The organism is Vibrio sp. NC2 (genome assembly GCF_025195005.1).
Lineage (GTDB): Bacteria > Pseudomonadota > Gammaproteobacteria > Enterobacterales > Vibrionaceae > Vibrio > Vibrio splendidus.
Genome location: NZ_JANVFC010000004.1, coordinates 233501 through 256800 on the forward strand (window position 1 = coordinate 233501; position 23300 = coordinate 256800).

A 23300-nucleotide genomic window follows, 5' to 3' on the forward strand; every position below is an offset into this window, starting at 1 on the left:
ATGATCTCGCTAGCAAAAACCTCTGGATTTGGTAAAAACTGGTGATTACGATCACAAATGGTAAGGTTTTAATTTGCGGAGCAAAATTAATTGAATACACTGAATAGGACTAAATTGAGCGACTAAAATAAGTTTCTCAAACGAATTCTAAAAAATCCTATAGGGGGAAACAACTGGTGAATATTCTAGGATATGCACAGAAGCTTGGTAAGGCGTTAATGCTACCAATCGCAACGCTTCCGATTGCGGCGCTTCTTTTACGTTTAGGTCAAGGCGATCTACTTGATATTCCATTCATGGCAGAAGCTGGTGGTGCTATCTTCGGTAACCTACCATTGCTATTTGGTCTAGGTATCGCGATTGGTCTTTCTAAAGACGGTAACGGCGCAGCGGGTCTTGCTGGTGCAGTTGCTTACTTCGTACTAACAGCAACAGCAACCACAATTAACGCAGACGTTAACATGTCATTCTTCGGCGGTATCTTCGCAGGTATCATCGCAGGTCACTCTTACAACGCTTTCCATGCAACACGCCTTCCTGAGTGGCTGGCTTTCTTCGCGGGTAAACGTTTAGTACCTATCATGGCCGGTCTATTTGCACTTGTTGCAGGTGCAGTGTCTGGTGTGGTTTGGCCTGGTATTCAATCTGGTCTAGATGCACTAGCTCACGCGGTATCAACGTCTGGTGCGGTTGGCCAATTCGTTTACGGTACTCTTAACCGTGCACTAATCCCTGTAGGTCTACACCACGTATTGAACTCATACTTCTGGTTCGGTATGGGTACGTGTCAAGAAATCATCGTTGCTGGTCAAGGCGCATTCGCTAACATCACTCAACTTTGTGTTGACCCTGCACTGGCTAAAACTCTAGTTGTTGGTCAAGAGCATACATTCACATTCGCTAACTCAGTAACTCCAGAGATTACTACTGTTGTTAAAGAAGTGACTGAAACAGTTAAATCAGGCGACCTACACCGTTTCTTCGGTGGCGATAAAGGCGCTGGCGTATTCATGAACGGTTTCTTCCCAGTAATGATGTTCGGTCTACCAGGTGCTGCACTTGCAATGTACCTAGCTGCTCCTGCTGAAAAACGTAGCCAAGTCGGTGGCGCATTGTTCTCAGTTGCATTCTGTTCATTCCTAACAGGTATCACAGAGCCGCTAGAATTCATGTTCGTATTCCTAGCTCCTGCTCTATACGCAATGCACGCGGTATTTACAGGTCTGTCTCTAGTAGTGGCAAACATGTTTGGTACTCTGCACGGTTTCGGTTTCTCTGCTGGTCTAATCGACTTCGTACTGAACTGGGGTCTAGCAACTAAACCATTCACTCTACTATTGATTGGCTTAGCATTCGGTGCTCTATACTTCTTCACTTTCTCTTTCGCAATCCGCGCTTTCAACTTGAAATCGCCAGGTCGTGAAGATGATGACGAAGCTGCAGCAGCTCCTGCTGGTGACGCGCCAAAAGGTGACGTTGCTCGTCAATACCTGAAAGCTCTAGGTGGTCACGAAAACCTGACTTCAATCGATGCTTGTATCACTCGTCTACGTCTAACTCTTAAAGACCGCTCTATCGCTGATGAAGTTGTTCTTAAGAAACTTGGCGCTAAAGGTGTGGTTAAACTAGGTGAGAACAACCTACAGGTTATCCTAGGCCCACTAGCTGAAATCGTCGCTGGCGAAATGAAAGCTATCGGTGCAGGTGAAGACCTATCTGATGTAAAACTTCCATAGTAAGGGAAGTGCTTATTAAGACGTAACAACGGCTCTTAAGTAAGTTTCAAATTGAAAGCCTCCCACACGGGAGGCTTTTTTGTACTTGTCATTTACAGCCAGTGAACAAGGTTCGTTCTATTCTTCATCGAATAGCAGAAATAATCACAATTAACTGATGGTTCTTATTGTGCAAAGGCGAAGAATTGTGGATGATTAGCAACAATGATCTTTCTATCTTTGATAGGCAGCAAAAGCCGCCTTTGTCTCGGGTATGAAAGATAACTTTCTCTGACAATACTAAATACATAGAGGTGCTATAGATGAGTGAAGCTGAGGCTCGTCCATCGAATTTCATTCGCCAAATTATCGATAAAGATTTAGCGGATGGTACACACAGTAGCGTGCATACTCGTTTCCCGCCGGAGCCAAATGGCTACCTGCACATTGGTCACGCTAAATCTATTTGCTTGAACTTTGGTATTGCTCAGGACTACCAGGGACAATGTAATCTTCGTTTCGATGATACAAACCCTGAAAAAGAAGACGTTGAATACGTTGAGTCAATTAAGAATGATGTAAGCTGGTTAGGCTTCGAATGGTCTGGTGATATTTGTTACTCATCAAACTACTTCGATACGCTTTACGCTTATGCTGTGGAATTAATTAATAAAGGCTTAGCGTATGTTGACGAGCTAAGTCCTGAGCAGATCCGTGAATACCGTGGCACGTTAAAAGAGCCTGGTAAAGCGAGCCCATACCGTGATCGCAGCCCTGAAGAAAACCTAGCGTTGTTTGAAAAAATGCGTGACGGTGGCTTTGAAGAAGGCAAAGCATGTCTACGTGCTAAGATCGACATGAGCTCTTCATTCATGGTTATGCGCGATCCAGTTATCTACCGTGTTCGTTTTGCTCACCATCATCAGACTGCTGACAAGTGGTGCATTTACCCAATGTACGACTTCACTCACTGTATCTCTGATGCGCTAGAGGGCATTACGCACTCTATTTGTACGCTTGAATTCCAAGATAACCGTCGTTTGTATGACTGGGTTCTAGACAACATCACGATTGATTGCCAACCTCGTCAGTACGAGTTTAGCCGTCTGAATCTTGAATATACGGTAATGTCGAAGCGTAAGCTGAACCAACTTGTGGTTGAAAACCTAGTTGAAGGTTGGGACGATCCACGTATGCCAACAATCTCTGGTTTGCGTCGTCGTGGCTTCACTTCAAGCTCGATTCGCGAATTCTGTAAACGTATTGGTGTGACTAAACAAGAGAACATGATTGAGTTCGGCTCACTTGAATCTTGTATCCGTGATGATCTGAACGAAAATGCACCTCGTGCAATGGCTGTTCTTGACCCTATCAAGGTCGTGATTGAAAACTACGACGCTGATACAGTAGAAACACTGACAGTGGCAAACCATCCGAACAAGCCAGAAATGGGTACTCGTGAAGTTCCATTTACACGTGAAGTTTGGATTGAGCGTGACGACTTCCGTGAAGAAGCAAACAAGAAATACAAGCGTTTGGTTCTTGGCAAAGAAGTTCGTCTTCGTGGTGCTTACGTGATCAAAGCTGAACGTATCGAAAAAGATGCAGAAGGCAACATTACGACTATCTTCTGTTCTTACGACAATGAAACATTGGGTAAGAACCCTGCAGATGGCCGCAAAGTGAAAGGCGTTATCCACTGGGTATCTGCTGATAAAGCGCTGCCTGCTGAGATTCGTTTGTACGATCGTCTATTCACAGTGCCAAACCCAGCCGCTGCTGATGACTTCGCTGCAACGCTAAACCCTGAATCACTTGTTACGCTAAATGGTTTTGTTGAACCTAGCTTAGCGGAAGGTGTAGCAGAGCAAGCGTACCAGTTTGAACGTACAGGCTACTTCTGTGTGGATTCGAAAGACTCTAAAGCAGACGCACTAGTATTCAACCGCACGGTTGGTCTACGTGACACTTGGGGTAAAACTGAAGCTTAATGCTTGAGTGCTTAGTTTGTTAAAAACGACCCAATAAAAAACCGGCTTAGAGCCGGTTTTTTTGTGTCTGCGGATATTTGTCTGGAGAGGACGTTGCTAATTTACTCTCTTCGCTGAAGTTATATATCATCTGGTCGAGAGTTCGTGATTTCACCAGTGCGGGAGTTATACCAAAATACGTATTCAGCTCTGTCTGGATTTCTATGATGACCTTCAGCTGTGAAGATGTAATAGCAGAGCGCTTGAGCAGTTACAGAATCGCCCTCTTTAGTTAAAAAGGTTAGATTCTGGCGGCGCGACACAAAATCGAATCCATCAAAATTGTCTCGATCGGTTGTAACCGTAAGATCGGTATTCATAATTGCGTCCCAGATAGCGACACAACCTTGATGGCCTTGACCTATATTGTAGGGCGCGCCCATTGGCGAATTTTTATCAACACCTAAAGGGTAACCCTCATCGTTGATATCTAGCTGTGGGTTACCGTTAACATCCTCGCCGAAGCCTGGAAGGTCGTTCATTTCTGAATTACCGCCTCCATTTACTAACCATTTACTGTGCGCGAACGTTATCGCAGTTTGAAATTGAGATTGAGCAGCGTCAAACTGAGCGATACGACTATCAGTTTGAATGTTAAGAAAGCGGGGAAGGGCAACAACAGCAAGTACGGCAATAATCACCACAACAACTAACATCTCAATTAAAGTAAAAGCCTTAACTAGCTGGATTCTTTTCATGGATACTTTATGGAGCCCTATATAAAAAACGCCGGCCTAAGCCAGCGTTCTGTGTTACTTCTTCGCTTTATGTGCGTCTGGGTTGCCTTTGCAATCCCCAGTGATGCTTTTACCATACAGATATAAACTGTGGTTAGTTAACTGTACGTTGTAGCGTTGAGCGATTTCTTTTTGTCTTTCTTCGATAAGATCATCAGAGAATTCGATAACTTCACCGCAGTCTAAACATACTAGGTGATCGTGGTGATGCTGTGTTGAAAGTTCAAATACAGACTTGCCGCCTTCGAAGTGGTGGCGAGTTACAATGCCAGCATCATCGAATTGGTTCAGTACGCGATAAACGGTCGCAAGACCTATCTCTTCACCTAAGTCGATCAGCTTTTTATATAAATCTTCAGCACTAATATGTTGGCAGTCTGGTTGTTGTAATACTTCTAAAATTTTGAGCCGTGGGAGGGTCACTTTAAGACCAGCATCTTTTAGCGCTTGATTATTGTCTGACATATACTTTCCTGTTGATGATCTGCAGCAATTAACAGAATTCAATATTAATACCATTATAGTTTAGTCAGGCATAACAATAAACCACGAACTTCAAAGGGTTACTTACTGACATCACAATCTGTTTTGTAAATTGGAAGTATCTCACTTATAGTGGAGGTACGACCAGTCAAGCTGACGGTGTTTCTGATATGAACATGGAATGTTGTTATGAATAAGCAACTCGCAAAAATATATAAACCCAACATTGTAAAATTTGCTCTCAATATTTGGCCTCCTTTTTGGGGATCGGGAATTCGAATCGCTCACATTAGCCCTGACTTTAGGGTTGTTAAGACGATACTAAAGCTGCGCTGGTGGAATAAGAACGCCAATCGTACTCAATATGGCGGCAGTATCTTTTCTCTTACCGATCCAGTTTACTCTTTGATGTTAATGGGAATTTTAGGTGAGCGATATTATGTTTGGGATAAAGAGGCGAGTATTAACTTTATCAAGCCGGGTCAATCCGACTTGTATGCAGATTTTGAGATAAGCCAAGGGCAACTGGATGATATCTATCGTCAGACGCAGCTTGGTGAGAAGTGTTTCCCCGAATTTATTATCCACGTTAAAGATAAGCAGGGGAATGTAGTGTCAGAAATTCAGCGAACCCTGTATGTGAGAAAGAAGCCACAATTTAGAGATGATGACGAAGCATTAGAAGCTGAGTGTTGATTGGTGAACATTAAATAGCAAAAAACCTCCTATAAGGAGGTTTTTTCATATCTACATATCGGTCATTAATTGTAACAATTAACAATCGGTAGAGAATTAGTCTTCTAGCTCTGCTAGGCACATTTCTTCGTGGATTTGTTTAACCCAGTTAGATACACGCTCATCAGTTAGCTCAGGTTGACGGTCTTCATCGATACATAGACCAACGAATTGGCTGTCATCGCCTTCAACTAAGCCTTTCGATGCTTCGAATTCGTAGCTTTCAGTTGATGTGTGACCTAGGATAGTACCGCCTTTCGCTTCAACGATGTCACGGATAGTACCCATAGCATCACAGAAGTATTCTGCGTAATCTTCTTGGTCGCCACAACCAAAGATAGCAACAAGCTTAGTTGAAAAATCAATAGCTTCTAGCTCAGGGAAAAAGTCGTCCCAATCACATTGTGCTTCGCCGTAGTACCACGTAGGGATACCAAGCAGCAGTAGATCGAAGTTATCGATATCTTCTTTGCTGCTTTTTGCAATGTCTTGAACTTGAACGAGCTGCTTGCCCAATTGCTTTTGAATCATCTTAGCAACAGCTTCAGTGTTACCTGTATCGCTACCAAAGAAGAGACCTACACTTGCCATAGAATCATTACCTTTCATTTTGTCTGTTGTCGGTGTAATAAAGTTCGGAGGAAATCGTTAGATTCCAGTTCCTTCCCAGCTTAGTTGGATTATCCCTTTTGCGATAAAACCTGCGCAGCCAAGGAAAAGTACTAACCATACGATGCGACGACCAAATGCAGGAACATTTCCTTCCTTTAGAACGTCTTTAATTGCCATTCCGATTAGAAAGAAAATCGCGGCAAACAGAAGATCTAAACCAATAGATTCAATGATGTTCATGTAGTCGTAAAGCATGGGAACCTTATATACCAAATTTGCTTGGGCGCACTATATCACTGTTGTGAGATAAAGTTAATCTGCTGTGATTACACAGCTCTCATTTATATCGACTAATCAACCTATCTAAGCGATGAATTTTCTTATTGCACGGAGTACTTCAGCTGGCTTTTCCGCGTGTAACCAGTGTCCCGTGTTAGCGATAACATGAGCTTTTGCGTTGGAAAACTGCTGTTGAACGGCGGTTTGATGCTCAGCCGTGAGGTAATCAGAATCCCCACCTTTTATTAGTAAGGTTTTGACCGAGGTTTTCTCGATCGGTTCCCAACCAATAATTTGTGGATAGTTGCTCAATAACGAAGCAACGTTGAAGCGCCATTCCATGATGCCTTGTTCCGTTTTGAACAAGGATTTGGTCAAGAACTGGCGAACCCCATCAATTTCGATATGTTTTGCGAGGATTTTCAGCGCGTCTGAGCGTGAGGTCGGTTTTTCTTCTATCACAGCTTGTAGGCCGGCGAATACGTTGTCGTGGCGACTTTGGGTGTACGCGACTGGTGCCATATCCAAGACAATCAATTTATGCAGCGTAAGATGTTGTGTCAGCGCCATCGCTACCTTGCCACCCATGGAATGACCAATCACAGTGACATCATTTAACTCAAGAACATTCAGTAGTTGAGCCACATCTTGTGCCATTGCTTTATAGTCGTGAGTGTCACTATGGAAGGATTGGCCGTGGTTGCGTAGATCGATACTAAGTACCTGGTGATCGGCTTTTAGATCCCTAGCGAGCAAGCCAAGGTTGTCCAGATTACCGAATAATCCATGGATCAAAACAATGGTGTGACCCGCACCTTCTAATTTATAGTTGAGCTGTACTGACATTTTTATCTTATTCATGGTGGGTTTGACGTAGAGTATCCGCGCGGATCTCGCTATAATCCCCCTGAGTTTAAACATTGAGATTGTGAAAAGCGAATGAAAACAATTGAGGTTGATGAGGACCTATACCGTTTTATTGCGGGTCAGACAGAACGTATTGGCGAAAGCGCTTCAGATATTCTGCGCCGCTTATTACAGGTTGATAGCCAAGGCATGGTTCCGATCGAAGAGATCGTTGAGCCAAAAGGTATCGTTGTTAGCAAAGAGGTAGGCTTTACTCCAGAGAAGTTCGATGGTGTTAAAGAAATGCGCTCACTACTAATATCAGATGAGTTTGCATCACTGAAGAAAGCCATTGATCGTTTCATGCTTGTGTTATCGACACTGCATAAAATCGACCCTTTAAGCTTTTCAGAAGCAACTCAAGTAAAAGGCCGCAAGCGTGTTTACTTTGCAGACAACGAAGAGACCTTGCTAGCAAACGGCAACACAACTAAGCCTAAAGCCATTCCACAAAGTCCTTTTTGGGTTATAACTAACAATAACACTAGCCGTAAAAGACAAATGGTTGAACAGCTTATGAGCCGCATGAGTTTCCAAGCAGAATTGATAGAAAAAGTAACAGGTTCAATTTAACGAAATCTGATTTAAACCTCATAATATCCATGGATAAGAAGATATTATGAGGTTTTTTTGTTTTTAAATTTTATATATAAGGATGTCGAAAAATGGCTATGCACCCTCGTGCTGGGCAGAAAGCTCAGCAGGAAGATCTTCATAATATTCCGGCTTTAGTGGCTAACTATTTCTTACAGCAACCGGATGCTACTAACCCAGACCACAAAGTGCTGTTCGGTACTTCAGGTCACCGTGGTACAGCAGACAAATCAACATTTAATGAAAACCACATCCTAGCGATCGCACAAGCGGTGGCTGAAGTTCGTGCTGAGCAAGGTACAACAGGGCCTCTTTTCCTAGGTAAAGATACTCACGCTCTCTCTGAGCCTGCGTTTTCTACTGTAATCGAAGTGCTTGTCGCCAACGGTGTTGAAGTTATTATTCAAGAAAACAATGGCTTTACTCCAACACCAGGTATCTCGCACGCGATTCTTACGCATAACCTAGTGAATGACAAAAAAGCAGACGGCATTGTTATCACGCCTTCGCATAACCCACCACAAGACGGTGGTATTAAATACAATCCGACACACGGTGGCCCTGCTGAGGCTGAGCTAACTCAAGCGATTGAAGATCGTGCGAACGTCATCATTGCTGAGCAAATGCAAGGTGTAAAGCGCACTCCTATCGCACAGGCTAAACAGTCTGAGCTAGTGAAAGAAGTTGATTTAGTTGCTCCTTACGTTGCTGACTTGGTTAACGTGGTTGATATGGAAGCGATCCAGAAAGCAAACATCAAGATTGGTGTTGATCCACTGGGTGGCAGCGGTATTGATTACTGGCGTCAAATTGGCAAAGCGTACAACCTAGATCTTACTCTGGTCAGTGAAGCGGTTGATCCTTCGTTCCAATTTATGTCTCTAGACAAAGATGGTGTGGTTCGTATGGATTGTTCTTCTCCGTACGCAATGGCAGGCTTACTGGCGCTTAAAGACGACTATCAACTAGCGTTTGGTAACGACCCTGATTACGATCGCCACGGCATCGTTACGCCAAAAGGCCTGATGAATCCAAACCACTTCCTAGCGGTGTGTATTGACTACCTATACCGTAACCGTGAAGGTTGGGGTAAAGACGTTGCAGTGGGTAAAACACTAGTATCAAGTGCACTAATCGACCGTGTTGTTGCTGACTTAGGCCGTGAACTTTGTGAAGTGCCAGTTGGTTTCAAATGGTTCGTTGATGGCTTATACAACGGTCAGTTTGGTTTCGGTGGTGAAGAGAGTGCTGGTGCATCTTTCTTACGTAAAGACGGAACGCCTTGGTCAACAGATAAAGATGGCCTAATTCTTTGCCTGCTTGCGGCTGAGATCACTGCAGTAACGGGTAAGAATCCACAAGAATACTACGAAGAGCTTGCTGCTAAACACGGCGAATCTAAGTATAACCGTATTCAAGCGGTAGCAAATGGTGCACAAAAAGACGTACTTAAGAAGCTGTCTCCAGAGATGGTTTCTGCTGAGACGCTGGCTGGTGACCCAATTACTGCACGCCTAACGCACGCTCCGGGTAATGGCGCTGCGATTGGTGGCCTAAAAGTGACGACTGAAAACGGTTGGTTTGCTGCTCGTCCATCAGGTACAGAAGACATCTACAAGATCTACTGTGAAAGCTTTAAAGGTGAAGAGCACCTGAAAGCAATCGAAGCAGAAGCTCAAGAGATTGTTAATCAAGTATTTGCAGCCGCTGGCCTATAATCGAATACCGATTAGTAGAGTCATCAAGTAAATAGTGAAAGGGTTGATGTGAAAGCATCAGCCCTTTTTATTTGTCTGTAAGCAAGTGGCTAAGGCTAAGTCTAAGTCTACTTAATGGCTGAATAGATTATCCGTGTGGCCAGCTTTGTGGCATCACAAACCAGAATTGACCAGATTTGGTTTGTCCATGAACGAAGCGATCACCAAACTCAGAAAGAGGTTCACAGCTGAAGTCATCAGTTCCAGCTGCCCACTGCTCTTTGGTGAGAGGGTAGAGCGCTTCAGTGATTAAATGAGCTTGGTTTTGATAGCACCAAAAGCCGTTTACTTGGCTTGAATTAATGTCATAGCCCAAACATTCAGTAGGTACTTTTTGAACTAAGAAGGGGTTGGTATAGAGACGGCCCTGCATGAGGAGATGTTTTGAGTCGACATCGATCTCTGGATATTGCTTAACAAAGGCCGTTGAAGAGGACATGCCAAGTTGATGGGTGAGCATCCTGTCTAACTTCTTATCCAATTGGTCATGAGAGTTAGGACCAAACCATGTCTGTTCATGGAGCAGGTAAAACTTGATCGCGACTTCCCAGTGTTGCAGTTTCTGGCTACTTTCTTCTTCCAAAATAAAGTCGATAGCACCGAGTGTTCTTCCCTCAACATTAATTTGAATCTCATCGTACTTGACCGAATAATCAGGTGAGGCTTCAATGACTTGTTCACATAGATGCTGGTAGAGGAAACCTAACCTTGGGTTTCCGTTATAAGTGTGTGATGAGTCGATGGCTTGGGGGCTTAAGAATGCACCAAGATCGGAAATCGGTGGCTTAATTTTCAGTAACGGCGGTGAGTCGATGACCCATTGGTAAAAACGTTGCAGTGCTGTCATCGGTTCCTCATAAACTTCAGTCATCTGTTCTTCATCAACAGATCAGTTCGTCATAAACATAAGCTCTTTATAAACGTAGCTCTTTATAGACATAGCCCTGGGGCTTTCGACATTCTACCCGTAAATTGATATAACGACGTTATTATAAAGTTAAGCTGGAAAGAAAAATGAATAACTTACAATTAGAAAAGCTACTTAACGAAAAACTTCAGCCACAGCAGATTAAAGATTACTGTCCTAATGGTCTGCAAGTGGAAGGTACTTCTCAAGTAAAGCGGATTGTTACTGGTGTGACAGCTTCTCAAGCATTAATTGATAAAGCGGTAGAACTGAACGCAGACGCTTTATTGGTCCATCACGGTTTCTTTTGGAAAGGTGAGTCAGAAGCCATTCGTGGTATGAAGGGTAAGCGCATTCGTACCTTGATTAAAAATGACATTAACCTTTTGGGTTACCACTTGCCTCTTGATATTCACCCTGAGTTAGGCAACAACGCCAAGCTTGCTGAGTTGCTTGATATCGAAGTTGAAGGCGGTTTAGAAGGGCACCCACAATCAGTTGCGATGTTTGGTAAGTTGAGTTCACCAATAACTGGTGCGGAGTTCGCAGAAAAGATTGGCCAAGCTTTGAACCGCAAGCCATTACATATCGCTCCAGAAAACCAAGATAAAATGATTACGACTGTCGGTTGGTGCACTGGTGGTGGTCAAGATTACATTGAGTTAGCTGCGTCTCAAGGTATTGATGCGTTTATCTCTGGTGAAATTTCAGAGCGCACAACGTACTCAGCACGTGAACAAGACATTCATTACTTTGCCGCAGGCCACCATGCAACAGAACGCTACGGTGTGAAAGCGCTAGGTGAATGGCTAACGAAAGAACATGGCTTAGATGTTGAGTTTATTGATATAGACAACCCAGTGTAAAAACAAATATGTGATTGGGGATAAGAGTTCCCCAATTCACTCGTTTCCCGCTCTTAAGGATGACGGATAACTATAAATTTGTATCCTTTGATGAGGCGGGCTAATTAGAGTTCTACTTAGAGAGTTCATAAGTAATTCGTCATTCCCTAGACTGACGAAGGAAGGAGTAGGGAATCTCTAAAAGCTTGTCGATACAATTAGTGAGATCCCCAATTCGCTCGTCCCTCACTCTTGAGGATGACGAAGTTGAGAGCATATAAAAGAAAAGGGTTGATGTTAATACATCAACCCTTTTTGATTTCAATCGACTAGAAAAGTCGAAACTTTACTATTCGCGCTCGTGTAGAGCTTGGAAATCACGCTGTTCTTCACCAGTGTACAACTGACGAGGACGACCGATACGGTTTGTCGGATCGCTGTGCATTTCGTTCCAGTGTGCAATCCAACCGATAGTACGAGACATCGCGAAGATTACTGTGAACATTGATACTGGAATACCGATCGCTTTCAGAATGATACCTGAGTAGAAATCTACGTTCGGGTATAGCTTCTTAGAAACAAAGTACTCATCAGAAAGAGCGATGCGCTCAAGTTCCATTGCTACGTCTAGTAGAGGATCTTGAATGTTTAGCTCTTTAAGTACTTCGTGACACGCTTCACGCATTACCGTTGCACGTGGATCGTAGTTCTTGTAAACACGGTGACCGAAGCCCATTAGGCGGAATGGGTCATCTTTGTCTTTTGCTTTTGCTACATATTCTTCAATGTTGTCTACGCTACCGATCTCTTCAAGCATCATTAGACAAGCTTCGTTAGCACCACCGTGAGCAGGACCCCACAAAGAAGCGATACCAGCAGCAATACAAGCAAATGGGTTTGCACCCGAAGAACCTGCTAAACGAACCGTTGACGTTGAAGCATTTTGTTCGTGATCAGCATGTAACGTAAAGATTTTGTCCATTGCGCGAGCCACAACAGGATTTACTTCGTATTCTTCACATGGGTTTGCATACATCATGTGTAGGAAGTTTTCTGCGTAGCCTAGGTCATTGCGCGGGTAGATAAACGGTTGACCGATAGAATATTTGTAACACATTGCAGCCAGTGTAGGCATTTTTGAAATTAGGCGGTATGCCGCAATTTCACGGTGTGTGTCGTTATTAACATCTAATGAATCATGATAGAACGCAGCAAGCGCACCTACCACACCACACATAACAGCCATTGGGTGAGCATCACGGCGGAAACCGTGGAAGAAACTAGCAATTTGCTCATGAACCATGGTGTGACGTGTGACTGTCGTCTTGAACTCTTCGTATTGAGCTCGAGAAGGGGCTTCGCCGTATAAAAGAATGTAACAAACTTCTAAGTAATCAGCGTTATTGGCCAGTTGATCAATTGGATAACCACGGTGTAGAAGAATACCTTTTCCACCGTCAATATAAGTTATTTGCGATTCACAAGATGCAGTGGCAAGAAAACCAGGATCAAAAGTGAAAAAACCATTAGAACCCAGTGTACGAACGTCGATGACCGGAGTACCAAGTACACCTTCTGTAATCGGCAATTCGATCGGTGCTTGACCTTCAATATGAAGGGTAGCTTTCTTATCCGCCATAACAATCTCCTTTGTTATTATTAATCCGTCCAGGATGTTTATGTGCCATTTTTTTACTGGTCTTACGTGAGAAAGTCAATTTTTCTGCAGCTTTGTGTGCACTTGTTAGTGTTTTTTACATTAAATTCGTTAAAAATCTGTTCTGTGTAGCATTATTTGTTGCATCAATTGTATTAGAATGTTGCCAGCCGTATAGTGGCGCTGAAAAGTTTGGTTAAAACCTTATAAATGCAAGGCTAAGAAGAAATGTGAGGTGTCTTCAGAAACCTAGCTGTTAACAATTATTTTACAATTATCTAAGGCTCAACTTACGTTATTTGTTAAGTTAATGTTAAATTTTGAAGGTTTGCAATCAAATTTTGTCCATAACAATACATAAGGTTATTTAATGACCATCATGCTCAATGGAGCTGAGTGAGCGAGCCCGTGAAAGAAAGAAAGACAAGACCTGTTAATTTAGATTTACAGACCATCCACTTTCCTATCACAGCAATAGCTTCCATCCTACACCGTGTGTCTGGGGTGATTACTTTTGTTGCGATCGGAATTCTGCTTTGGTTACTATCCATTTCCCTCTCTTCCCCTGTAGGCTTTATGGAAGCTAGCGACATTGTCGACGGTTTCTTCGTGAAGTTTATTCTGTGGGGCATTTTAACCGCTTTGGCTTACCACATTGCTGGTGGTATTCGTCACCTTCTTATGGACCTTGGTCACTTTGAAGAGCTGGAATCTGGCGCTAAGAGCGCGAAGGTTGCATTCGCAGCAACAGCGGTATTGTCTCTACTAGCGGGGATCTTAGTATGGTAAACAACGTTTCTACTTTTGGTCGTAATGGTGTGCATGATTATCTATTGATTCGTGCAACAGCCATCATTATGACGCTTTACACTATCTACCTAGTGAGCTTCTGTGCTTTTTCTGGTGATATTTCTTACGCATCTTGGACGCAATTCTTTGGTGGTACCTTCACTAAAGTCTTCACCATGTTAGCACTTACTTCAATTTTGGTTCACGCGTGGATCGGCTTGTGGCAAGTACTAACTGACTACATCAAATGTGCAAAATTGCGCGTTGGTCTTCAAGTCGGTGTTGTTGCGGTTCTTCTAGGATATTTCTTCTCTGGTCTGTTTATTTTGTGGGGTGCGTAAGTGACTATTCCTGTTCGTGAGTTTGATGCTGTAGTAATTGGCGCTGGTGGTGCTGGTATGCGCGCCGCGCTACAAATTTCTGAGCAAGGCCTATCTTGTGCGTTGCTTTCTAAAGTTTTTCCAACTCGTTCTCATACTGTATCAGCGCAAGGTGGTATCACCGTTGCTCTTGGTAATGCGCATGAAGATCACTGGGAACAACACATGTACGATACGGTTAAAGGTTCCGATTACATCGGCGACCAAGATGCTATCGAATACATGTGTAAAAATGGCCCTGAGTCGGTTATCGAATTAGAAAAAATGGGTCTTCCATTTTCTCGCTTTGATAACGGCAGTATTTACCAACGTCCGTTTGGTGGCCAATCTAAGAATTTTGGTGGTGAGCAAGCGGCTCGTACCGCAGCAGCAGCCGACCGTACTGGTCACGCACTGCTACACACGCTTTACCAACAAAACATTAAACACAAAACGACGGTTTTCTCTGAGTGGTATGCACTGGATCTTGTTAAAAACGAAGATGGTGCAATCTTAGGTACTACCGCGCTTTGCATGGAAACGGGCGAGGTTTGCTACTTCAAAGCGAAGGCAACAATCCTTGCTACTGGTGGTGCTGGTCGTATCTATGCATCAACAACGAATGCACACATTAACACTGGTGACGGTGTTGGCATGGCAATTCGTGCTGGCGTTCCAATGCAAGACATCGAAATGTGGCAGTTCCACCCAACGGGTATCGCTGGCGCAGGTGTTTTGGTAACAGAAGGTTGTCGTGGTGAAGGTGGTTACCTTCTCAATAAAGACGGCGAGCGCTTCATGGAACGTTATGCTCCGAATGCTAAAGATTTAGCAGGTCGTGATGTGGTAGCTCGTTCGATGATGGTTGAGATTCGTGAAGGTCGTGGTTGCGATGGCCCATGGGGTCCTCACATTAAGCTGAAACTTGATCACCTAGGTAAAGAGACGCTTGAGTCTCGTCTACCGGGTGTATGTGAGCTTTCTCGTACGTTTGCTCACGTTGATCCAGTTAAAGAACCAATTCCTGTAATCCCAACGTGTCACTACATGATGGGCGGTGTTCCTACACAGGTTTCTGGTCAAGCAATCAAACAAACTGAAGACGGTACAGACGTTGAAATTCAAGGTCTATTCGCTTGTGGCGAAATCGCTTCAGTATCTGTACATGGTGCAAACCGTCTAGGTGGCAACTCGCTACTTGATTTGGTTGTGTTCGGTCGTGCGACAGGTCTTCACCTTGGTGAGACTCTGAATAAGCAAGCTGAAGCAAAACCTGCAACTGAAGCCGACATTGAACGTTCACTAGAGCGATACAATCGTTGGGAAAACAGTACAGACGGTGAAGACCCTGCGGTAATTCGTAAAGATCTTCAGCAATGTATGCAGAACAACTTCTCTGTATTCCGTGAAGGTAAAGCGATGGCTGATGGCTTAGAAGAGCTTAAAGTGATTCGTGAGCGTCTTAAGAATGCACACCTTTCAGACAAGTCGACAGAGTTCAACACGCAACGTATTGAGTGTTTAGAGCTTGAAAACTTAATGGAAACGGCATTCGCAACTGCGGTTGCAGCAAACTTCCGTACAGAGAGTCGTGGAGCGCATGCTCGTTTTGACTTCCCAGACCGTGATGATGAGCAATGGCTATGCCACTCACTTTACAACCCAGAATCAGAAAGTATGACTAAGCGTGGCGTGAACATGGAACCTATCCATCGTGAAGCATTCCCGCCGAAAGCACGTACGTACTAAGGAGATATGACCATGAAACTGAATTTCTCTTTATACCGTTACAACCCAGATGTGGACCAGAAGCCTTACATGAAAGAGTACACCCTAGAGGTGGAAGAAGGCTCTGACATGATGCTTTTGGATGCGCTTATTCTTTTGAAAGAGCAAGATCCAACGATTTCATTCCGTCGTTCATGCCGTGAAGGTGTATGTGGTTCTGATGGCTTGAACATGAATGGTAAAAACGGATTGGCGTGTATTACGCCTCTGTCTGCTCTTACTGGCCAAGATAAAATCGTAATTCGCCCACTTCCAGGTTTGCCTGTGGTGCGTGATTTAATCGTAGACATGACTCAGTTCTACGATAACTACGAAAAAGTTAAGCCGTTCTTAGTGTCTGATGGCAATGTGCCACCGGCTCGTGAAAACCTACAAAGCCCTGATGAGCGTGCTCATTTAGATGGTTTGTATGAATGTATCATGTGTGCATGTTGTACGACTTCGTGCCCATCATTTTGGTGGAATCCAGATAAGTTCATCGGACCAGCTGGCCTGCTTGCAGCATACCGTTGGCTAATAGATAGCCGAGATACGGCGACAGACGAACGTCTGTCCGATCTTGATGATGCATTTAGCGTTTTTCGTTGCCATGGCATCATGAATTGTGTAAGTGTTTGTCCTAAGGGATTAAATCCGACGAAAGCGATTGGTCACATCAAGACCATGCTTGTGAATCGTTCGGTTTAAGTTATATAAAAATTGCCGCCCTAGAAGTTTTGGGGCGGCCTTTTAATAGCTCGGCATAGACCGCAGCAAACGTGAAAACTACTGGTTAAGGGAAAATATGCACAACGGCGTGATGAAGGCATGGCTCGAGTCTTCACACTTGGCTGGCGCCAATGCAACGTACGTAGAAGAACTCTATGAACTGTATCTAAGTGACCCCGATTCGGTAAGTGACGAATGGAGAAGTGTTTTTGAAGAACTGCCTGTGCAAGCTTCAGAAGCAGTGGAACAACCACACTCTCGTGTTCGTGAATACTTCCGTCGACTCGCTCAAGAAACAAAGCATTACAGTGTCCAAGTTAGTGATCCAGATGTCGATGCGAAACAAGTAAAGGTTCTGCAACTTATTAATGCCTATCGATTCCGAGGGCATCAATCAGCAAATCTAGACCCCCTAGGTTTATGGGAAAGAGATACAGTCGCTGAACTGGATCCTTCTTTTCACACTCTTACCGAAGATGACCTCAATGAGACGTTTAACGTCGGCTCTTACGCCATTGGCCAAGAGACGATGGTGCTTCGAGATTTGTACAAATCTTTAAAGCAAACTTATTGTGGTTCGATTGGTGCTGAATACATGCACATGACTAACACAGAGCAAAAGCGTTGGATCCAACAACGTTTAGAGTCTGTTTCTGGTCAACCCTCTTTCGATAAAGAAGAAAAGCAAGCTTTCCTAGAAGAGCTAACTGCTGCTGAAGGTCTTGAGCGCTATCTTGGTGCTAAATTCCCAGGCGCAAAACGCTTCTCGTTGGAAGGTGGTGATGCGTTGATCCCAATGACGAAGGAAATTATTCGTCATGCTGGTGGACAAGGCATGCGTGAAGTTGTTGTTGGTATGGCTCACCGTGGTCGTCTAAACATGCTGGTCAATGTGCTTGGTAAAAAGCCACAAGACCTGTTTGACGAGTTTGCGGGCAAGCACAGCGATGACTCGTGGGGCACTGGTGATGTGAAATACCACCAAGGTTTCTCTGCGGATTTCGCAACACCAGGCGGCAACGTTCACTTAGCACTTGCATTTAACCCATCTCACTTAGAAATCGTAAACCCGGTAGTTATCGGTTCGGTACGTGCTCGCCAAGATCGTCTAGACGATAAAGATGGCAGCCGCGTACTTCCAATTACTATCCATGGTGATTCAGCTATCGCTGGTCAGGGTGTAGTGCAAGAGACGTTCAACATGTCTCAAGCTCGTGGTTTCTGTGTTGGTGGTACGGTTCGTATCGTTGTAAATAACCAAGTTGGTTTTACGACGTCTAACCCTCGCGATACACGTTCTACGATGTACTGTACAGATATCGCGAAGATGGTTCAGGCTCCGATTTTCCACGTTAACTCTGATGATCCAGAAGCTGTCGCTTTCGTAGCGCGTCTTGCATTAGATTACCGTAATACGTTTAAGCGTGATGTTGTTATTGATTTGGTTTGTTACCGTCGCCACGGTCACAATGAAGCCGATGAGCCGAATGCAACGCAGCCTTTGATGTACCAAAAAATCAAGAAGCATCCAACGCCACGTAAGCTTTATGCTGACGTGCTAATGGAACGCGGTGAGTTTGGTATTGATACGGCAACTCAACTCGTTAATGAATATCGTGATGCACTTGATCACGGTGAAGTTGTGGTTAAAGAGTGGCGCCCAATGGCACTTCACTCAGTGGACTGGTCACCTTACTTAGGTCATGACTGGAACATCGAATGGGACAACAAGATTGATATCGAGCGCCTGAAAGAGCTTGGTAGCAAACTTTGTCAATACCCAGACAGCCATAAGCTGCAAAGCCGAGTAAACAAACTGTACAACGATCGCACTGCCATGGTGAATGGTGAGAAACAAGTCGATTGGGGTATGGCCGAGACTCTGGCTTACGCAACACTTGTTGATGACGGTAAGCGTATTCGTATCTCAGGCCAAGATTCAGGTCGTGGTACGTTCTTCCACCGCCACTCAGTACTGCACAATCAATCAGATGCAAGCACGTATGTTCCTCTTGCGAACATTCATGATAAACAAGGGCCATTCCAAGTATTTGACTCTGTGTTATCTGAAGAAGCGGTACTCGCATTTGAGTATGGTTATGCAACGGCAGAACCAAGCGGTCTAACCCTTTGGGAAGCACAATTTGGTGACTTCGCAAACGGTGCACAAGTTGTAATCGACCAATTCATTTCGTCAGGTGAGCAAAAGTGGGCACGTTTATGTGGTCTAACTATGCTGCTTCCTCACGGCTATGAAGGCCAAGGCCCAGAGCACTCATCTGCTCGTCTTGAACGTTACCTTCAATTATGTGCTGAACAAAACATGCAGGTTGTTGTTCCTTCAACGCCGGCACAGGTTTATCACATGATTCGCCGTCAGGTTGTTCGACCAATGCGTCGTCCACTGATCGTAATGTCACCTAAGTCATTGCTTCGTCACCCTCTATGTACGTCTTCTATGGAAGATCTAGCAGAAGGTACGTTCCAACCAGCTATCGCAGAAATTGATGATCTGGCTCCTGAGAACGTAAAACGCGTCGTGTTCTGTTCAGGTAAGGTTTACTTTGACCTGCTTGATCAAAGACGTAAGAACGAGCAAGACGATGTCGCTATTGTACGTATTGAGCAACTTTACCCGTTCCCTTACGAGGACGTGAGAGCTGCAATCGCACAATACACAAATGTAGTCGATTACGTTTGGTGTCAAGAAGAGCCACAAAACCAAGGTGCTTGGTACAGTAGCCAACATAATTTCCGAGCTGCTATCCCAGTGGGTGCTGATATTCAATATGCAGGTCGTCCTGCATCAGCATCACCAGCTGTTGGCTATATGTCGGTACACTTGAAACAACAAAAAGCGTTAGTTGACGACGCTTTGACCCTACTTAAGAACTAGAAGTAAAAGGAAAATACGCACATGACAATTGAAATTCTGGTTCCAGATTTACCTGAATCTGTGGCTGATGCAACAGTGGCGACTTGGCACAAAAAACCAGGCGAAGCCGTTGCACGTGATGAAGTCATTGTAGACATCGAAACAGATAAAGTAGTTCTAGAAGTACCTGCTCCTGAAGCGGGTGTTCTGGAAGCTATCCTAGAAGAAGAGGGTGCTACGGTACTTTCTAAGCAGCTTCTTGCAAAGATCAAACCTGGTGCTGTCGCTGGTGAACCAACGAAAGATACCACTGAAGATACAGAAGCTTCTCCTGATAAGCGCCACAAAGCGGCACTGACAGAAGAAAGCAACGACGCACTAAGCCCAGCTGTTCGTCGTCTTCTTGCAGAACACAACCTACAACCAGCTGACGTCAAAGGCACTGGTGTTGGTGGTCGTATTACTCGTGAAGACATCGACGCGCACCTAGCAGCAGCGAAAGCGGCTCCGGTAGCAGCATCTGCACCAGCAGTTGAAGCGCCAGCAGCGGCTCGTAGCCAAAAACGCGTGCCTATGACTCGCCTACGTAAGACAGTTGCAAACCGTCTTCTAGAAGCGAAGAACAGCACAGCAATGCTGACTACTTTCAACGAAGTGAACATGAAACCAATCATGGACCTTCGTAAGCAGTACAAAGACCAATTCGAGAAGCGTCACGATACGCGTCTTGGTTTCATGTCTTTCTATGTGAAAGCAGTAACAGAAGCGCTGAAGCGTTTCCCAGAAGTTAACGCTTCGATTGATGGTACAGATATCATTTACCACAACTACTTCGATATCAGCATGGCGGTATCTACGCCACGCGGTCTAGTGACTCCAGTACTGAAAGACTGTGACACACTAGGTTTTGCTGACATCGAAAAAGGCATCAAAGAGCTAGCAATCAAAGGCCGTGACGGCAAGCTAACTGTTGATGAGCTGATGGGTGGTAACTTCACTATCACAAACGGTGGTGTATTTGGTTCTCTAATGTCTACGCCAATCATCAACCCGCCTCAAGCGGCAATTTTGGGTATGCATAAGATCCAAGATCGTCCAATGGCTGTTGATGGCAAGGTAGAAATTCTACCAATGATGTACTTAGCGCTTTCTTATGATCACCGTCTAATCGATGGCCGTGAATCAGTTGGCTTCCTAGTGACTATCAAAGAGCTTCTAGAAGATCCTGCACGTCTGTTATTAGACGTTTAGTATCGCTAAAACGTCTAGTTAACCTCGTTAGCTAGACGTAAAAAGTTTCAAAGGCTAGGCTGCTCAACGTCTGGCCTTCACTTGAACTGTAAAGCCATTAGAAAATGGACAGCAGTTGATTTGAGAAGACCCTACAGACGTACCACAGGAAACTGTGTCGTTATGGAAATAATAATCCCTTAAGGGAAAATAAACGGAATATCAAAATGAATTTGCATGAATACCAAGCCAAACAGCTGTTTGCAGAATTCGGTTTGCCTGTACCAGAAGGTTTCGCATGTGATACAGCACAAGAAGCTTTCGAAGCTGCAGGTCGTATCAGTACAGCCAAGAAAGTTGTTAAGTGTCAAGTACACGCTGGTGGTCGCGGTAAAGCGGGCGGCGTAGAGTTACATGACACTAAAGAAGGCGTTAAAGAGTTTGCACAAAAGTGGCTAGGTAAAAACCTAGTGACTTACCAAACAGACGCTAATGGTCAGCCTGTAACAAAGATCCTAGTTGAAGAAGCATCAAACATTGCTAACGAACTTTACCTAGGCGCTGTTGTTGACCGTGCAACTCGTAAAATTGTATTCATGGCGTCAACTGAAGGCGGCGTGGACATTGAGAAAATCGCTGAAGAAACTCCAGAGTTGATTCACCAATCTGCGATCGATCCTCTAGTTGGCCCTCAAGCTTACCAAGGCCGTGAATTGGCATTCAAACTTGGCTTAGCTGGCGATCAAATTAAACAGTTCGTTAAGATCTTCATGGGTCTTGGTGAAATGTTCGCTCAGTACGACCTAGCTCTACTAGAAATTAACCCGCTTGTTATTACAAATGAAGGTAATCTTCTTTGTCTAGACGGCAAGATCAACATTGACTCAAACGCAATGTACCGTCAGCCAAAGCTTCGTGAAATGCACGATCCTTCACAAGAAGACGAGCGCGAAGCGCACGCAGCTCAGTGGGAACTGAACTACGTAGCACTTGATGGCAACGTTGGCTGTATGGTTAACGGTGCAGGCCTTGCTATGGGTACGATGGATATCGTAAACCTACACGGCGGCAAGCCAGCAAACTTCCTTGATGTAGGCGGCGGCGCAACAAAAGAGCGTGTAGCTGAAGCATTCAAGATCATCCTTTCTGATGACAATGTTAAAGCAGTACTCGTAAACATCTTCGGTGGCATCGTTCGTTGTGACATGATCGCTGAAGGTATTATTGGTGCAGTTAAAGAAGTTGGCGTAACAGTTCCTGTCGTTGTTCGTCTAGAAGGTACAAACGCAGACCTAGGTCGTGAAGTACTTGCTAATTCTGATGTTGATATCATTGCTGCTGTATCTCTAACAGATGCTGCTCAGAAAGTTGTTGCTGCTGCGGAGGCTAAATAATGTCTGTATTAATTAACAAAGACACTAAAGTAATCTGTCAGGGTTTCACTGGCGGTCAAGGTACATTCCACTCAGACCAAGCTATCGCATACGGTACGCAAATGGTTGGTGGTGTTTCACCTGGTAAAGGTGGTCAAACTCACCTAGGCCTTCCAGTATTCAACACAGTACGTGAAGCAGTAGAAGTAACTGGCGCAACAGCAACAGTTATCTACGTACCAGCACCTTTCTGTAAAGATGCAATCCTAGAAGCAATTGATGCAGGTATCGAACTGATCGTAACGATCACTGAAGGTATCCCTACTACAGATATGATCGACGTTAAAGTGAAGCTAGAAGAAACTGGCGTTCGCATGATCGGTCCTAACTGTCCAGGTCTTATCACTCCAGACGAGTGTAAGATTGGTATCATGCCTGGTCATATCCATAAGAAGGGCAAAGTAGGTATCGTATCTCGTTCAGGTACTCTGACGTACGAAGCAGTTAAGCAAACAACAGATGAAGGCTTTGGTCAGTCTACATGTGTTGGTATCGGTGGTGACCCTATCCCAGGTTCAAACTTCATCGATATCCTAAAACTTTTCCAAGAAGACCCAGAAACTGAAGCAATCGTAATGATTGGTGAGATCGGTGGTACTGCGGAAGAAGAAGCTGCTGAGTTCATCAAAGCAAACGTAACTAAGCCAGTTGTATCTTACATCGCTGGTGTTACTGCTCCTCCGGGTAAACGTATGGGCCACGCTGGCGCAATCATCTCTGGCGGTAAAGGTACTGCTGAAGATAAATTCGCAGCGCTAGAAGCAGCAGGCGTTAAGACTGTTAAGTCTCTTGCTGACATCGGTAAAGGCCTACGTGAAATCACGGGTTGGTAATCAGCTAGCTTTTATCTAACGAGATAGA

Annotated in this window: 21 protein-coding genes; 14 read left to right on the top strand and 7 right to left on the bottom strand. The window is 44.4% G+C overall.

Annotated elements, in window-relative coordinates:
• The first annotated feature begins 176 nt into the window (after window positions 1-176).
• Together nagE and glnS are read left to right on the top strand one after the other, a co-directional pair.
• Complete coding sequence (gene nagE, locus NX845_RS08260; protein ID WP_017079465.1) at window positions 177-1736, top strand: N-acetylglucosamine-specific PTS transporter subunit IIBC; 1560 nt, start codon at window positions 177-179, stop codon at window positions 1734-1736.
• A gap of 302 nt (window positions 1737-2038) precedes the next feature.
• Window positions 2039-3706 carry a glutamine--tRNA ligase gene (gene glnS, locus NX845_RS08265; RefSeq protein ID WP_017084091.1) on the top strand — a complete coding sequence of 556 codons (1668 nt, stop codon included), beginning with the start codon at window positions 2039-2041 and terminating at the stop codon, window positions 3704-3706.
• 119 nt (window positions 3707-3825) lie between these two features.
• On the opposite strand, the gene NX845_RS08270 is transcribed toward glnS, so the two are convergent.
• Together NX845_RS08270 and fcrX are read right to left on the bottom strand one after the other, a co-directional pair.
• On the bottom strand, window positions 3826-4443 hold the full coding sequence (locus NX845_RS08270; protein ID WP_065681330.1) for a prepilin-type N-terminal cleavage/methylation domain-containing protein: 618 nt from the start codon (window positions 4441-4443) through the stop codon (window positions 3826-3828).
• 54 nt (window positions 4444-4497) lie between these two features.
• Window positions 4498-4947, bottom strand: a complete 450-nt coding sequence (fcrX, locus tag NX845_RS08275; protein WP_004734226.1) for a ferric iron uptake transcriptional regulator FcrX — start codon at window positions 4945-4947, stop codon at window positions 4498-4500.
• 207 nt (window positions 4948-5154) lie between these two features.
• Between fcrX and NX845_RS08280 the strand changes: the two genes are divergently transcribed.
• Window positions 5155-5661, top strand: coding sequence for a DUF4442 domain-containing protein (locus NX845_RS08280; protein ID WP_017092672.1), 507 nt, complete (start codon window positions 5155-5157; stop codon window positions 5659-5661).
• A gap of 96 nt (window positions 5662-5757) precedes the next feature.
• Here NX845_RS08280 and fldA read toward each other — a convergent pair whose 3' ends face one another.
• From fldA to NX845_RS08295, 3 genes are all read right to left on the bottom strand, one after another.
• Entirely contained in the window at window positions 5758-6291 is a 534-nt protein-coding gene (gene fldA / locus NX845_RS08285; protein WP_004734224.1) for a flavodoxin FldA, read from the bottom strand.
• 57 nt (window positions 6292-6348) lie between these two features.
• Complete coding sequence (locus NX845_RS08290; RefSeq protein WP_004734223.1) at window positions 6349-6567, bottom strand: DUF2788 domain-containing protein; 219 nt, start codon at window positions 6565-6567, stop codon at window positions 6349-6351.
• A gap of 108 nt (window positions 6568-6675) precedes the next feature.
• Window positions 6676-7437 carry an alpha/beta fold hydrolase gene (locus tag NX845_RS08295; RefSeq protein WP_065681329.1) on the bottom strand — a complete coding sequence of 254 codons (762 nt, stop codon included), beginning with the start codon at window positions 7435-7437 and terminating at the stop codon, window positions 6676-6678.
• A gap of 93 nt (window positions 7438-7530) precedes the next feature.
• Between NX845_RS08295 and seqA the strand changes: the two genes are divergently transcribed.
• Window positions 7531-8070 (top strand): replication initiation negative regulator SeqA, encoded by a 540-nt coding sequence (gene seqA / locus NX845_RS08300; protein ID WP_004734221.1) that lies wholly within the window; start codon window positions 7531-7533, stop codon window positions 8068-8070.
• Between the two features lie 92 nt (window positions 8071-8162).
• Window positions 8163-9809, top strand: coding sequence for a phosphoglucomutase (alpha-D-glucose-1,6-bisphosphate-dependent) (gene pgm / locus NX845_RS08305; RefSeq protein WP_017080717.1), 1647 nt, complete (start codon window positions 8163-8165; stop codon window positions 9807-9809).
• A 127-nt stretch (window positions 9810-9936) separates the two neighbouring features.
• On the opposite strand, the gene NX845_RS08310 is transcribed toward pgm, so the two are convergent.
• Window positions 9937-10695: a DUF1853 family protein gene (locus NX845_RS08310; protein ID WP_065681328.1), complete on the bottom strand. Its 759-nt coding sequence runs from the start codon at window positions 10693-10695 to the stop codon at window positions 9937-9939.
• A 167-nt stretch (window positions 10696-10862) separates the two neighbouring features.
• Here NX845_RS08310 and NX845_RS08315 point away from each other — a divergent pair, with 167 nt between their 5' ends.
• Entirely contained in the window at window positions 10863-11621 is a 759-nt protein-coding gene (locus NX845_RS08315; protein WP_017084087.1) for a Nif3-like dinuclear metal center hexameric protein, read from the top strand.
• A 328-nt stretch (window positions 11622-11949) separates the two neighbouring features.
• Here the strand turns inward: NX845_RS08315 and NX845_RS08320 are convergent, their stop codons facing one another.
• On the bottom strand, window positions 11950-13239 hold the full coding sequence (locus NX845_RS08320; RefSeq protein ID WP_004734217.1) for a citrate synthase: 1290 nt from the start codon (window positions 13237-13239) through the stop codon (window positions 11950-11952).
• A 414-nt stretch (window positions 13240-13653) separates the two neighbouring features.
• On the opposite strand from NX845_RS08320, the gene sdhC reads away from it, so the two are divergent.
• From sdhC to sucD, 8 genes are all read left to right on the top strand, one after another.
• Entirely contained in the window at window positions 13654-14046 is a 393-nt protein-coding gene (gene sdhC / locus NX845_RS08325) for a succinate dehydrogenase cytochrome b556 subunit (RefSeq protein WP_012604532.1), read from the top strand.
• Window positions 14040-14387, top strand: a complete 348-nt coding sequence (gene sdhD, locus NX845_RS08330) for a succinate dehydrogenase, hydrophobic membrane anchor protein (protein WP_004734215.1) — start codon at window positions 14040-14042, stop codon at window positions 14385-14387. Before sdhC ends, sdhD begins: the two co-directional genes overlap by 7 nt.
• Window positions 14388-16154 carry a succinate dehydrogenase flavoprotein subunit gene (gene sdhA / locus NX845_RS08335; protein WP_009847321.1) on the top strand — a complete coding sequence of 589 codons (1767 nt, stop codon included), beginning with the start codon at window positions 14388-14390 and terminating at the stop codon, window positions 16152-16154.
• 12 nt (window positions 16155-16166) lie between these two features.
• Complete coding sequence (locus NX845_RS08340) at window positions 16167-16880, top strand: succinate dehydrogenase iron-sulfur subunit (RefSeq protein ID WP_004734213.1); 714 nt, start codon at window positions 16167-16169, stop codon at window positions 16878-16880.
• A 97-nt stretch (window positions 16881-16977) separates the two neighbouring features.
• Window positions 16978-19797: a 2-oxoglutarate dehydrogenase E1 component gene (sucA, locus tag NX845_RS08345; protein ID WP_017079473.1), complete on the top strand. Its 2820-nt coding sequence runs from the start codon at window positions 16978-16980 to the stop codon at window positions 19795-19797.
• Between the two features lie 21 nt (window positions 19798-19818).
• Window positions 19819-21027, top strand: coding sequence for a 2-oxoglutarate dehydrogenase complex dihydrolipoyllysine-residue succinyltransferase (odhB, locus tag NX845_RS08350; RefSeq protein ID WP_004734211.1), 1209 nt, complete (start codon window positions 19819-19821; stop codon window positions 21025-21027).
• A 206-nt stretch (window positions 21028-21233) separates the two neighbouring features.
• On the top strand, window positions 21234-22400 hold the full coding sequence (sucC, locus tag NX845_RS08355) for an ADP-forming succinate--CoA ligase subunit beta (RefSeq protein ID WP_004734210.1): 1167 nt from the start codon (window positions 21234-21236) through the stop codon (window positions 22398-22400).
• Window positions 22400-23272 carry a succinate--CoA ligase subunit alpha gene (sucD, locus tag NX845_RS08360; protein WP_004734209.1) on the top strand — a complete coding sequence of 291 codons (873 nt, stop codon included), beginning with the start codon at window positions 22400-22402 and terminating at the stop codon, window positions 23270-23272. Before sucC ends, sucD begins: the two co-directional genes overlap by 1 nt.
• Window positions 23273-23300 lie beyond the last annotated feature (28 nt).

What these genes read in the sequence shown, in the direction of transcription:
- NX845_RS08290 (WP_004734223.1), bottom strand. Translation starts at nt 6,567, where the DNA reads ATGCTTTACGACTACATGAACATCATTGAATCTATTGGTTTAGATCTT.
- fldA (WP_004734224.1), bottom strand. Translation starts at nt 6,291, where the DNA reads ATGGCAAGTGTAGGTCTCTTCTTTGGTAGCGATACAGGTAACACTGAA.
- NX845_RS08340 (WP_004734213.1), top strand. Translation starts at nt 16,167, where the DNA reads ATGAAACTGAATTTCTCTTTATACCGTTACAACCCAGATGTGGACCAG.
- sucA (WP_017079473.1), top strand. Translation starts at nt 16,978, where the DNA reads ATGCACAACGGCGTGATGAAGGCATGGCTCGAGTCTTCACACTTGGCT.
- sucC (WP_004734210.1), top strand. Translation starts at nt 21,234, where the DNA reads ATGAATTTGCATGAATACCAAGCCAAACAGCTGTTTGCAGAATTCGGT.
- NX845_RS08310 (WP_065681328.1), bottom strand. Translation starts at nt 10,695, where the DNA reads ATGACAGCACTGCAACGTTTTTACCAATGGGTCATCGACTCACCGCCG.
- seqA (WP_004734221.1), top strand. Translation starts at nt 7,531, where the DNA reads ATGAAAACAATTGAGGTTGATGAGGACCTATACCGTTTTATTGCGGGT.
- NX845_RS08295 (WP_065681329.1), bottom strand. Translation starts at nt 7,437, where the DNA reads ATGTCAGTACAGCTCAACTATAAATTAGAAGGTGCGGGTCACACCATT.
- NX845_RS08315 (WP_017084087.1), top strand. Translation starts at nt 10,863, where the DNA reads ATGAATAACTTACAATTAGAAAAGCTACTTAACGAAAAACTTCAGCCA.
- odhB (WP_004734211.1), top strand. Translation starts at nt 19,819, where the DNA reads ATGACAATTGAAATTCTGGTTCCAGATTTACCTGAATCTGTGGCTGAT.
- pgm (WP_017080717.1), top strand. Translation starts at nt 8,163, where the DNA reads ATGGCTATGCACCCTCGTGCTGGGCAGAAAGCTCAGCAGGAAGATCTT.
- NX845_RS08320 (WP_004734217.1), bottom strand. Translation starts at nt 13,239, where the DNA reads ATGGCGGATAAGAAAGCTACCCTTCATATTGAAGGTCAAGCACCGATC.
- NX845_RS08280 (WP_017092672.1), top strand. Translation starts at nt 5,155, where the DNA reads ATGAATAAGCAACTCGCAAAAATATATAAACCCAACATTGTAAAATTT.
- glnS (WP_017084091.1), top strand. Translation starts at nt 2,039, where the DNA reads ATGAGTGAAGCTGAGGCTCGTCCATCGAATTTCATTCGCCAAATTATC.
- sucD (WP_004734209.1), top strand. Translation starts at nt 22,400, where the DNA reads ATGTCTGTATTAATTAACAAAGACACTAAAGTAATCTGTCAGGGTTTC.
- sdhD (WP_004734215.1), top strand. Translation starts at nt 14,040, where the DNA reads ATGGTAAACAACGTTTCTACTTTTGGTCGTAATGGTGTGCATGATTAT.
- NX845_RS08270 (WP_065681330.1), bottom strand. Translation starts at nt 4,443, where the DNA reads ATGAAAAGAATCCAGCTAGTTAAGGCTTTTACTTTAATTGAGATGTTA.
- fcrX (WP_004734226.1), bottom strand. Translation starts at nt 4,947, where the DNA reads ATGTCAGACAATAATCAAGCGCTAAAAGATGCTGGTCTTAAAGTGACC.